At 71.1% G+C, this 10,842-nt stretch carries 12 protein-coding genes and 1 pseudogene; 8 read left to right on the top strand and 5 right to left on the bottom strand.

Translation table 11 applies throughout. The annotated features are described in order from the left end of the window. The 5 genes from ABZ857_RS13905 to ABZ857_RS13885 all read left to right on the top strand — a co-directional run. A partial coding sequence (locus tag ABZ857_RS13905; RefSeq protein ID WP_357042542.1) for an HAD-IC family P-type ATPase occupies positions 1–510 on the top strand: 510 nt, incomplete at its 5' end. A 297-nt stretch (positions 511–807) separates the two neighbouring features. Further along, positions 808–1,086: a hypothetical protein gene (locus tag ABZ857_RS13900; protein ID WP_357042539.1), complete on the top strand. Its 279-nt coding sequence runs from the start codon at positions 808–810 to the stop codon at positions 1,084–1,086. A 108-nt stretch (positions 1,087–1,194) separates the two neighbouring features. Then, positions 1,195–1,668: a MarR family transcriptional regulator gene (locus ABZ857_RS13895; RefSeq protein WP_357042536.1), complete on the top strand. Its 474-nt coding sequence runs from the start codon at positions 1,195–1,197 to the stop codon at positions 1,666–1,668. Positions 1,669–2,103: 435 nt separating this feature from the next. Further along, complete coding sequence (locus tag ABZ857_RS13890) at positions 2,104–2,937, top strand: alpha/beta hydrolase (protein ID WP_357042533.1); 834 nt, start codon at positions 2,104–2,106, stop codon at positions 2,935–2,937. 130 nt (positions 2,938–3,067) lie between these two features. After that, positions 3,068–4,495 carry an alkaline phosphatase PhoX gene (locus tag ABZ857_RS13885; protein WP_357042531.1) on the top strand — a complete coding sequence of 476 codons (1,428 nt, stop codon included), beginning with the start codon at positions 3,068–3,070 and terminating at the stop codon, positions 4,493–4,495. Positions 4,496–4,587: 92 nt separating this feature from the next. Here the strand turns inward: ABZ857_RS13885 and crcB (ABZ857_RS13880) are convergent, their stop codons facing one another. From crcB (ABZ857_RS13880) to crcB (ABZ857_RS13870), 3 genes are read right to left on the bottom strand one after another with little or no spacing between them, the layout of a single operon-like run. Next, the gene (gene crcB, locus ABZ857_RS13880; protein ID WP_357042528.1) at positions 4,588–4,959 is read right to left on the bottom strand and encodes a fluoride efflux transporter CrcB; all 372 of its coding nucleotides are present in this window, start codon (positions 4,957–4,959) and stop codon (positions 4,588–4,590) included. Further along, entirely contained in the window at positions 4,956–5,309 is a 354-nt protein-coding gene (locus tag ABZ857_RS13875; RefSeq protein ID WP_357042525.1) for a DUF190 domain-containing protein, read from the bottom strand. The genes crcB (ABZ857_RS13880) and ABZ857_RS13875 overlap by 4 nt, the downstream gene beginning before the upstream one ends. Next, the gene (gene crcB, locus ABZ857_RS13870) at positions 5,306–5,836 is read right to left on the bottom strand and encodes a fluoride efflux transporter CrcB (protein WP_357042522.1); all 531 of its coding nucleotides are present in this window, start codon (positions 5,834–5,836) and stop codon (positions 5,306–5,308) included. The genes ABZ857_RS13875 and crcB (ABZ857_RS13870) overlap by 4 nt, the downstream gene beginning before the upstream one ends. Positions 5,837–6,315: 479 nt before the next feature. Between crcB (ABZ857_RS13870) and ABZ857_RS13865 the strand changes: the two genes are divergently transcribed. Together ABZ857_RS13865 and ABZ857_RS13860 are read left to right on the top strand one after the other, a co-directional pair. Further along, the gene (locus ABZ857_RS13865; protein WP_357042519.1) at positions 6,316–7,482 is read left to right on the top strand and encodes a hypothetical protein; all 1,167 of its coding nucleotides are present in this window, start codon (positions 6,316–6,318) and stop codon (positions 7,480–7,482) included. Between the two features lie 38 nt (positions 7,483–7,520). Then, entirely contained in the window at positions 7,521–9,326 is a 1,806-nt protein-coding gene (locus tag ABZ857_RS13860) for a BTAD domain-containing putative transcriptional regulator (protein WP_357042516.1), read from the top strand. A 370-nt stretch (positions 9,327–9,696) separates the two neighbouring features. Here ABZ857_RS13860 and ABZ857_RS13855 read toward each other — a convergent pair whose 3' ends face one another. After that, complete coding sequence (locus ABZ857_RS13855) at positions 9,697–9,822, bottom strand: hypothetical protein (protein ID WP_357042513.1); 126 nt, start codon at positions 9,820–9,822, stop codon at positions 9,697–9,699. Between the two features lie 222 nt (positions 9,823–10,044). Here ABZ857_RS13855 and ABZ857_RS13850 point away from each other — a divergent pair, with 222 nt between their 5' ends. Beyond that, entirely contained in the window at positions 10,045–10,257 is a 213-nt protein-coding gene (locus tag ABZ857_RS13850; RefSeq protein ID WP_036409041.1) for an aroma-sacti cluster domain-containing protein, read from the top strand. A gap of 13 nt (positions 10,258–10,270) precedes the next feature. Here ABZ857_RS13850 and ABZ857_RS13845 read toward each other — a convergent pair. Then, positions 10,271–10,831: pseudogene (locus ABZ857_RS13845) on the bottom strand (helix-turn-helix domain-containing protein). Positions 10,832–10,842: the final 11 nt, after the last annotated feature.

Raw genomic sequence — 10,842 nt, 5'->3', positions numbered from 1 at the left:
GCGGAGGCCGTCAAGGACCTGCGCGCCCTCGGCCTCACGCCGGTGCTGCTGACCGGCGACAACCAGGCGGTCGCCCAGGCGGTCGCCGCCCAGGTCGGCATCGCCGAGGTCATCGCCGAGGTGCTGCCGGCCGGCAAGGTGGACGTGGTCAAGCGGCTGCAGGCCGAGGGCAAGACGGTGGCGATGGTCGGTGACGGGGTCAACGACGCCGCCGCGCTGGCCCAGGCCGATCTGGGCCTGGCGATGGGCACGGGCACCGACGTGGCGATCGAGGCGGCCGATCTGACCCTGGTCAGGGGGGATCTGCGGGTGGCGGCCGATGCGATCCGGCTGTCACGGCGCACGCTGCGCACGATCAAGGGCAACCTGTTCTGGGCGTTCGCCTACAACGTCGCGGCGCTGCCGCTGGCCGCCGCCGGACTGCTCAACCCCATGATCGCCGGAGCGGCGATGGCGTTCTCCAGCGTCTTCGTCGTCAGCAACAGCCTCCGCCTCCGGCGCTTCCGCTGAATCATCCTGAGGCCGGGTCGTCCACAGGCTGTGGACGACCCGGCCTCAGTCGTGTGTGGAGTGCCCGGCCCGCGGCATCCGGCAGGGTGGCGTCAAAGACGCAGGCGGCGGCCGGTCTCCTCTGACGGCCACCGACGGCACGTCCGAACCTGGCGGCGGGCAGTGGCCGCTTCGCCATCGGCTCTCGCCCGGCTTTTGGTGCTTCGCCGGGAGCGCCCTGAGTTTGCCACAACCTCGACACGGATACGAAGAGTAACGATCGAACACGATTAGTTACATCTGAGATGAGGAATCTTCATGCACCGCCCTTTCCGCCTTCTGTCCCTGGCCGCCCTGACCTGTGCGGGCCTGCTCGCCACCGCGCCCGCGTACGCGGACTGCGGGTGTGACACGCCGAAGGCCGCCACACCCTCGGCCGCCGCCCGGGATCTCGGCGCCGAGGTCGACGCGAGCCTCGAAGTGGGCCTCGGCGTCGCCCTCGACCTGAACCTGAACGCGAAGGCCGGCGTCGGCGCGGGCGCGGGCGCGGGGACCATGAGCTGCGGCAAGCCCGTGGTGCTGCACGGTTGCCGCTGACGGGGCGGGCGTGACCCGGCCGGGGCCGGGTCACGCCACCCGAAAAAACCTCGCGCACGATTGGACCGTTCACGTGCGAATGGCGGGCCAGGCTCCTAGAGTGGAAAGATGACCAGCACCACGAGCGAGCAGCGGCTTCCCCGCGTACTCGACGACAAGATGTGCTTCGCGCTCTACGCCGCCTCCCGCGCCGTCACCGGCCTCTATCGGCCTCTGCTCGACGAGATGGGTCTCACCTACCCGCAGTTCCTGGTCCTGCTGGTCTTGTGGGACGGCCCCGAGGAGGGCGTCACGGTCAAGGAACTCGGCGCCGCGCTGCACCTCGACTACGGCACGATGACGCCCCTGCTCAAGCGCCTGGAGGCGAACGGCCTGCTGCGCCGGGAGCGCCGCGCCGACGACGAACGCACGGTGCAGATCACGCTGACCGAGAAGGGCGCCGGGCTGCGGGAGCGCAGCGACCACATCTTCACCGCGGTCGGCGACGCGATGGCGCTCGACCCCGAGGAGTTCACCCGCACGCTCGCCACGCTGCGCCGCCTGACCGCCAACGTCACCGCCTACGCGAACCGGCGGGGCTGAGAGCCGCCCTCACCACCCGGACGACGGTGGTCGGCAAGCCGCACTTGACGCTCTCGAAGACCGCGAACGCGGCCAGGAAGAGCGCGATCATCCCCAGCCGATCTTTCGCAACCGACTACTACCTTTCCGCACGGACCGCGTCGCCGAATCGGGAAGGGACGACGGGGCGTGACCCTGCTGAGCGCGGGGTCAAACCTGGCAGTCCGCACGCGAGCCGTATGCCGGTTCACCTGCATCCTTGACGATCCGCACAACCGCGACCTTACCGGCAGCAGGTCCCAGGTGATCACCACGGGCGCGATTACCTTGCGCACAATCTAATCGTGGTCTAGCCTCTAGTGCGTACGAGGAAACCGGTTGCAAGGGCCGCCGGATTCCGTCGCCTGTGCGACGAAGTCTCACGGGTCACGCACTGGAGATCAGAAGGAGCGCGTCATGGCGTACATCACCGTCGGCCAGGAGAACAGCACCGACATCAACCTGTACTACGAGGACCACGGCAGCGGGCAGCCCATCGTGCTCATCCACGGCTATCCGCTGGACGGCCACTCGTGGGAGAAGCAGATTCCCGCCCTGCTCGGCGCCGGCTACCGCGTCATCACCTATGACCGCCGCGGCTTCGGCCAGTCGAGCCAGCCCACCGTCGGCTACGACTACGACACCTTCGCCGCCGACCTGAACACGCTGCTGGAGACCCTCGACCTGCGTGACGTGATCCTCGTCGGCTTCTCCATGGGCACCGGCGAGGTCGGCCGCTACCTTGGCACGTACGGCTCGGCGCGGGTGGCCAAGGCCGCGTTCCTGGCCTCCCTCGAACCGTTCCTGCTCAAGACGGAGGACAACCCGGAGGGCGTGGACGGCAGCGTGTTCGAGGGCATCCTCGAGGCCGTCACCAAGGACCGCTACGCCTACTTCACCGACTTCTACAACGCCTTCTACAACACCGATGAGAACCTCGGCACCCGCCTGAGCGAGGAGGTCGTCCGGGCCAACTGGAACACCGCCGCGGGCGCCTCATGGTATGCCTCGTCCGCGGCCGTCCCCACCTGGACGACGGACTTCCGGGCCGACATCCCCAAGATCGACGTTCCGACGCTCATCGTGCACGGCACCGCCGACCGCATCCTGCCCATCGACTCCACCGGCCGCCCGTTCCACCGGGCGCTCCCCCAGGCCGAGTACGTCGAGATCGAGGGTGCCCCGCACGGCCTGCTGTGGACCCACGCCCAGGAGGTCACCGACGCGCTCCTCGCCTTCCTGGCGAAGTGACACCCAGGCGGGATATGCCTTCCTGAGATCGTTGTCGCGTGTTCACCCACGCGTCCGTTTCACGGAAGGAGAGGTTCAGGGCGGGGGAATGGGATCACAATGCCTGCCGTATGCACCGAAAGGTACGTCTGTGAGTTCCTCCCTCTCCCGCCGCGACCTCATGCGCTCGGCCGCCGCCGGCGGCCTCGGCATCGCCATCGCGGGCAGCATCGAGGCGATCGCCGGCCCCGCCGCCGCCCAGGCCGCCCAGGCGGGGGTCGGCAAGACGATCGGGTACGGCCCGGTCGTCGCCGACCCCGCCGGCCTGCTCGCCCTGCCCAAGGGCTTCTCGTACAAGATCGTCGCACAGGCCGGCAAGACGCTGCTGGAGTCGGGCGAGCCGACCCCGAGCGACGCCGACGGCACCGGCTGCTTCCGCGGCCGTGACGGCTGGGTGCTGGTGAACAACCACGAGATCGGCGGCGGCGAGCCCTACGGCGTGCCCGCCCTGCCGGGCCTGACTTACGACCCGGGTGCGAAGGGCGGCACCACGAACATCGAGGTCGACAGGAACGGCAACCGGGTCCGCGAGTACGTCAGCGTGGCCGGCACGCACAACAACTGTGCGGGCGGCATCACGCCGTGGAACACCTGGCTGACCTGTGAGGAGACCGAGCAGCGGGCGGGCGGCGCGTTCCAGAAGGACCACGGGTACGTCTTCGAGGTCGACCCGTTCGACCGCGAGGCCAACAAGAACCCGGTGCCGCTGAAGTTCCTCGGCCGCTACTCCCACGAGGCCGTCGCGGTCAACCCGCGCAACTCGGAGATCTACCTGACCGAGGACGCGAGCGGCCCGAACGGCCTGTACTTCCGCTGGACCCCGCCCCACGGCTTCCGCGGCCGCAAGGGCGCGCTGCGCGCGCTGGCCCTCGGCCCCGGCGGCGACACCGCCGGGAAGCTGCAGGCCATGCGGTGCCGCAAGGGCAACAAGCACATCGCCGACCTGTCCGAGGCGACCCAGCCGGGCACGCGCTACAAGGTCGAGTGGGTCGACGTGCCGGACCGGGACGCCAGGACGACCTCGGTGCGCAAGCAGTTCACCGACGACCAGATCACCCGCAGCCGCAAGCTGGAGGGTGCCTGGTGGGGCGACGGCGGGGCGTACTTCGTCGCCAGCTACGCCCGGCACGGCGACGGCAGCGTCAACGAGCACGACGGCCAGGTCTGGTTCTACGACCCCGAGTCGGAGACCGTCACGCTCAAGACGATCTTCGGCGTCAACCCCGACCCGGAGCAGGACACCAACTACGACGGGCCGGACAACATCACCGTCTCGCCGTACGGCGGGGTCATCCTCGCCGAGGACGGCGAGGGCCTGTCGCACCTGGTCGGCGTGACCGACAAGGGCGCTCCCTACCCGATGGCCCGCAACGAGCTCAACGACAGCGAGTTCACCGGGCCGACGTTCAGCGACGACGGGCGCATCCTGTTCGCCAACATCCAGACCCCCGGCTACGTCTTCGCGATCACCGGTCCCTGGACCCAGAAGCACGACGGCCACGGGCACAGGCACCACTGACCCGTCAGCCACAGCGACACGCCGCCCCGCTCCTCCGCCCGCGGGGCGGCGTGTTTCGTCTCAGGCACGGTTCGTCTCAGGCGAGGGTCATCTCAGGCGAGGAGGGCGGCCAGGGCGAATCCGGCGGCGGCGGCGAGGACGCCGAGGACCAGGCTGCCGAGCGCGTTGAGCCCGGCCTCCAGGACCGAGCCCTCCTCCAGCAGCCGTACGCTCTCGAAGCCGAACGTGCTGAACGTCGTGAGCGCGCCGCAGAAGCCGGCGCCGAGCAGGGTGACCGCCGCGGCGGGCAGCCCGAGGCCGTCCCTCGCGCCGAGCAGCAGCCCGAGCAGGAGCGACCCGGCCACGTTGACCGACAGCGTGCCCCAGGGGAACACGCTGTCGTGCAGGCGCTGCACCAGCCGGTCGGCCAGGTAGCGGGCGGGAGCGCCGACGGCGCCGCCGAGGAAGACGAGCAGCAGGGTCACGGCTCCGCCCGCCCCGGCTCACGCCCCACGTAGCGGTAGACCTCCACGGGATCGACGATCACCAGGCCCTCGGTCACCAGTTCGTCCAGCTCCGCCACGAACGCGCTGATCCTCTCCGGGACGTCCACGATGACGACGGCGATGGGCAGGTCCTCGCTGAGCGACAGCAGGCGGCTGGTGTGGATGCGCGAGGAGGCGCCGAAGCCCTCGATGCCCCGGAACACGCTCGCCCCGGCCAGGCCCATCGTGCGCGCCCGGTGCACGATCTCGCTGTACAGAGGCCGGTGCCGGTACTGATCGCTCTCCCCTATCAAGATCGTCAGTCGCTGCGCCGGGCCGTGCAGTCTCATTCCTCTCTCCTCCCACGCCGCCGTACGGGGAGGCCCGCCACGGCGCGGGCGAGGACGATGCCGCACCAGACCGCGACCAGACCGGCGGCCAGGCTGCTCGCGGCGTACACGGCGGCCATCGGCCACGCGCCGCGCGACGACCTTTCCACGATCTCCGCCGCGAAAGTGGAGAACGTCGTGAATCCGCCGAGGAAGCCGACCCCGAGGAACGGACGAACGTAGCGGCGCGGCGGCCAGACGTCCAGGACGAAGACCATCAGGGCCCCGAGCGTGAGGCAGCCGGTGACGTTGGCGAGGAACGTCGCCCAGGGGAATCCGGTGGGCGAGGCGGGGATCGCCCGGCTGACCAGATACCTGGCCACGGCGCCGGCCCCGCCGCCGAGAGCGATCATCGCGAGGACGTCCCAGGTCCGGCGGCGGGCCGGGGCCGCCGGCCGGCGGAACATGTCCCGTTCGTGGCGGAGGTCCACGTCGGGGTCGACCGGCAGATCCGTCTCCTCCCGGTCTCCGCGTACGCGCCGGCTCACGCCGCCCTCCCATCCTCGCCACCCGGCCTGCCGCTCAGCCTGTCGCCCGCCTGCCCGCAGGTCCGCGCGACGGTCGCGAAGGGGGCGGATTCCGCACGAGTGCCTCCCAGTTTATGTGCCGCACCGGAACGGCCACCGGCCGCCGTGGCCGTCAACGGCCGTGTGATTCGCGATCAGCAGAGGTATGCCCTAATACGGGAATTGCTACTGACCACAAATTACACGCCAGGACAGAACCGCAGACAGGGCTTCCGGCAGTCGCCAATTTCCGGACACGCATGGATGATGACCTGCCAGAATACACAACTCCCATATATCACTATAAAACTATCGATTAGCCACATTGCGTTCTATTGACAGCAAACCGGGGCCACCGTTGACTTGTGGGATATGGGCGTGATCATAAAAACGATGCCGGTGGAGACGTCACCGGCGCGAAGTGGCGGATTCGGATCGCGCACGGCTGCGATCACGCCTTGTTGAGCGCCACCGGCGTCCCGGCCCCGGCCGGGCCCGGCCGGTCGTGCGGCCCTCACCTCACCGTGGACCTGCGCGGATCGCCGGGCGCGGTGTCGTGGCGGCCGCCGGACGCCGGAGCGGCCGCGGACGCCGTGCCCTGCGTCGTGCTGGCCGACCGTGCGGGCTGCGCCGAGTTCGCCGTCCTCCAGGACACCCTGCACCGCCTCGGCGTGCCGAGCGTACGCGTCGACGCCGAGAGCGTGGCCTCGCTGCAGCTGTCCGCCACGGTGACCGGCGGGGCCGGGCACGGCCGGGCGAGAACCGGAGGGGGGACGTGTGGCGTGCTCGACCTCGACGGCCGCCGCATCGCTCCGACCGTCGTCTGGGCGCGTCACTTCTCGCCCCGGGCCATGCCCGCGACGGCGGATGCCGCACAGACCCTCCTGCGGGCCGAGTCCTGGCACGCGTTCGTCCGCCAGCTCTGCTCGCTCGCGCCCGCGAGCCTGCCCGGCAACCGCCCCGGCCGCCTGGAGCAGCTCGCCGGCGCGGCGGCGGCCGGCATCCGCGTCCCCCGGACGGTCGTCACCACCGCACCGGCGGAGGCGGCCGCCGCGATGCCGGGCAGCAGGGTCGTGGTCAAGGTCGTCGGGGAGCACTTCGTCGAGACCTCGCCCGGCCTCCTGACCGGCGCGCTTCCCGAGATCGCGGCACGCGCGGAGGTCCTGCGCCGGCCCGCCCTCGACTATCCGGTCATCGTGCAGGAACACGTCGAGCACGACGCCGAGCTGCGGGTCTACCACGTCGCCGGAGCCGTGCACGCGTACGCCGTCGGCAAGCGCGCCCCCGACTCGCCGTGGCGGGAGGAGGCCGAGGTGACGGTCACGCCGGTCGCCGCCCCGCCCGCGGTCGCCGACGCCGTACGCGCGCTCGCGAGCCTGTGGGGGTTGACCTACGGCGCCTTCGACCTGCTGCTCAGCGCGGGCGAGGTGGTGTTCCTCGAGGTCAACACCGACGGCGACTGGCGCTGGTTCGAGGCGAAGGCCGGGGGGCGCGCGGTCTCCACCGCCGTCGCGCTCGCGACAAGGACGCTCCACCTGGCGGCCCTGGGGAACGCCGGACCTCCATCGCCGCTCGAACTCGTCGATTTCCTCCTGCTTGGCACCCGGACACGCGGCTCCCGCCGGTGACCGGGGTCGCCGCGCAGACCCGGACCAAGGAATGCGCCATGGGTGACGTGAGCTCGCCACGACTGCACTGTTCTGTACTCGGTTCGCTGGAGGTCCGCGTCGCGGGCCGCAGGGCCGTCATCGGCGCTCCGAAGCAACGGCTCCTCCTGGCGATACTGCTGTGCCACGCGAACGCGGTCATCCCGTCGGACCATCTGATCGACTCGTTGTGGGGCGAGACCCCGCCGCGTACGGCGCGCAAGAACCTGCAGGTCTACGTGTCCGCGCTGCGCAAGATCGTGGGCGACCGGATCAGCTTCCAGGGGTGGGGCTACCGCATGCGCGCCGATCGCGAGGAGCTCGACCTGCTGCGCTTCCTGGAGCTGGGCAGGTCGGGGCGCGCCGCCGTGCGGAGCGGGGACCTCGTCGCCGCCGCCGCGCTGCTGGGCGACGCCGTCCGCATGTGGCGGGAACGGCCGCTCGAGGAGTTCTGCCACGTCCCGCTCGTGGCCGCCGAGGTGGGCCGCTTCACCGAGCTCTTCCTGTCGATCTACGAGGACTGGGTCGAGCTGGAGATCGAGCTGGGCCGCCACGTCGAGACCCTGGGCTCCCTCGACGTCGTCGCCGCGCGGTTCCCCGCCCGCGAGCGCGTCGCCGCGGCCAGGATGACCGCGCTGTCACGGTGCGGGCGGGCGGCCGAGGCCCTGGCGCACTTCGAGGGCCTGCGCCGGCACCTCGCCGCCGAGATGGGCATCGATCCCAGCCCGATGATCAGGCAGCTCTACCAGGCCATCCTCCGCGGTGACGGGCCCCCGCCCGCGCGACTTCCCGGCCTAGCCGGCGCCGCCCGCCCCCGGCCCGTACGCGCCCTGGCGAACCGGCTGCCCCGCGACGTCGACGACTTCGTGGGCCGGGAGGCGGAGGTGCGGCGCATCCTGGACGAGCCCGCGCCCGTCACGGTGATCACGGGCGGGCTGGGCACCGGCAAGACCGCCCTCGCCGTCCACGTCGCGCACATGCTGGCCCCCCGCTACCCGGACGGCGCGGTGGTGATCCCGCTGCGGCGCCACGGCGCCCCCAGATCGGCCGGGGACGTCCAGCGGGAGATCCTGGAGGACGTGGGGCTGGAGGTCGCCGGTGTGCGCGAGGACGACGTGCTGGCCTCCGTCTGGCGGTCGTGGCTCGCCGACCGGAAGGTCCTGCTGGTCCTCGACGACTCGCCGGACGAGTCGAGCGTCCGCATGCTGCTTCCCGGCACCACGTCGAGCAGGGTCCTGGTGGCGAGCCGGAGCAGGCTCAGCGGGCTGGAGTCGGTGGCCAGGATCGGTCTCGACGACCTGTCCACGAGCGAGGGCGTCGAGTTCCTGAGCCGGTTGATCGGCCGCGACCGGGTGGCCGGGGATCTGCCCGCCGTCCTGCGGATCTTCCGCACGTATGGGCTGTCGCCCCTGGTCCTGCGCCTGCTGGGGTGCCGCCTCGCCGGGCTGCGGCACCTGCCGCTCGGCCCGCTGGCCGAGCGGCTGGAACGGACCGAGAACGTGCTGGACGAGTTCGTCGCGGGGGACGTGTCGCTGCGCCGGCGGTTCGAGGAGTCCTACGCCCACCCGTCGTGGCCGCACCGCCCCGCGTTCCTCGCCCTGGGCGCGCTCGACGGCCCTGTCTTCGGGCACGACGAGCTCGTCGCCGCGCTGGACGGCACAGAGGGGCCGGGCGAGCGGGTCATCGAGTCCCTGCTGGAGGCCGGCGTCCTGTCGATCCCGCAGATCGAGACCGACGCCGAGGTGGTCGCCCACGCCCTGTCGTACGCGATGTCACCACTCGCCCACCGGTTCGCGGCCGAGCTGGGCGGGGACGGGAACCGCTGAAGGCCCGGCCTCGGTGGCGGCGGGAGCCGGCACGTCGAGGCCGCGCAGCGCGGGGCGCGTACGACGCACACCAGCGAGACCAGGTAGCCGAGCGCGTCCACGGCGAACGGGAAGGCCCGGCCCAGGCCGAACAGGAAACCGCCGGGCGGCGGCCCGGCGAGGGAGGCCGCGTGCCCGCGCGCCTCCTCCTGGGCGTACGCGTCGGGGAGCTGCCCGGGAGCCACGGTGGCGCGGATCGCGGCGGCCTGGGCGGGGCCGAAGAAGGAGTCGGCCGCGCCGGTCACCACCGCGACCGCCGTGATCTGCCACAGCGCCACCCGATCGGCCAGGACGGCGACGGTGAGCGCGGCGGAGCCGGTGACCGCCAGGATCAGCAGCGGGAAGGCCGCCCAGGTGAGCGTCGTTCCCAGCTCCGACGGCCGATCCAGAGCATCTGGAACCGGGAGTTGCGGCGCAGCGGCGGCAGCTCACTGTGCTTGCCGAATCGCTCGCTCATGTTCGGAGCGTCCCGACCGGTGGTTGGCGTCCAGTAGGGACGCGGTATGGGGCCGGTATGCGGGACCTGTCGCGGCCTGGTTCAGCCCGTTCGCCGCCAGTATGGCGGCGGCATGGCGTCGCCATACTGGCCCTGAACCCTCCGTCCTTACCGTTGGCGGCGTACCACAGTGACCGGCAGGCACCACAGGCCGGCAGGTCCCGCACGACCAGGAGGTGGCCGATGAACAGCCGCGAGGTTCAGGGCGGGCCGGCGCCGTTCGACCCGTTGACGGCCCTGCGCGAGGCGGGCCACCCGGTGGACCTGCTCAACGAGCGGCAGCGGCAGGTGTTCGCCGAGCTGAGCAGGCCGGAGGTCGAGCTGCTCAACTCGATCAAGACCCGCCTGGACGCGGCGGCCGGCGAGGTCGAGGGACAGGAACTGAAACTCGTTTGACATCCTCCCCTCGTTAACGAGGGGATCCAACCGTCGCCGGTTGGGCTTCCTGCTTCACTGCCGGTCGCCTCGTCCGAGAGGACTCTCGTTGAGGTCTTGCACCAGCTCCACAGGCGTTTCACCTCGCCGCCGGCCCGGCGGCGAGGATGTTCTTGGCGGCGTTGACGTCCGGGTCATGGGCCGCACCGCACGAACAGGTCCACTGCCGGATGTTCAACGGCATGGACTGCTGCAGAGCGCCGCAGGCGGAGCACAGCTTGGAGGAGGGAAACCACCGGTCCACGACCAGCACCTCCCGCCCGTACCAGCGCGCAGCCTGCTGCAGGGGAACGGAGGAGACCTCCGACAGGAAGTCGTAGTCTCCACTGCGCTTCCACCGGGTGAGCATCGCCGAGGACTCCACGTAGGACACCCGGCGACCCTGCAAGGTGTAGGCGCGGGTGCGCTCCTCCAGCGCCTTGTTGTAGACCAGGCGCACGCATCCGAACGTCCGGGCAAGCTCTTCGGCTTGCCCTGGGGTCGGGTGGAAGCGGTACTTGTAGGCCCGCTTCACGATCTGCGCCACGCCGCACATCATCACGCACC

This window comes from Microbispora sp. NPDC046933, assembly GCF_040644635.1.
GTDB lineage: Bacteria > Actinomycetota > Actinomycetes > Streptosporangiales > Streptosporangiaceae > Microbispora.
This window is presented reverse-complemented; position numbering and strand designations above follow the sequence as displayed.

Coding starts and splice junctions, on each gene's coding strand:
- ABZ857_RS13900 (WP_357042539.1), top strand. CDS start 808: ATGCACCGCCCTTTCCGCCTTCTGTCCCTGGCCGCCCTGACCTGTGCG.
- ABZ857_RS13895 (WP_357042536.1), top strand. CDS start 1,195: ATGACCAGCACCACGAGCGAGCAGCGGCTTCCCCGCGTACTCGACGAC.
- ABZ857_RS13890 (WP_357042533.1), top strand. CDS start 2,104: ATGGCGTACATCACCGTCGGCCAGGAGAACAGCACCGACATCAACCTG.
- ABZ857_RS13875 (WP_357042525.1), bottom strand. CDS start 5,309: ATGAGACTGCACGGCCCGGCGCAGCGACTGACGATCTTGATAGGGGAG.
- ABZ857_RS13860 (WP_357042516.1), top strand. CDS start 7,521: ATGGGTGACGTGAGCTCGCCACGACTGCACTGTTCTGTACTCGGTTCG.
- ABZ857_RS13855 (WP_357042513.1), bottom strand. CDS start 9,822: ATGAGCGAGCGATTCGGCAAGCACAGTGAGCTGCCGCCGCTGCGCCGC.
- ABZ857_RS13850 (WP_036409041.1), top strand. CDS start 10,045: ATGAACAGCCGCGAGGTTCAGGGCGGGCCGGCGCCGTTCGACCCGTTG.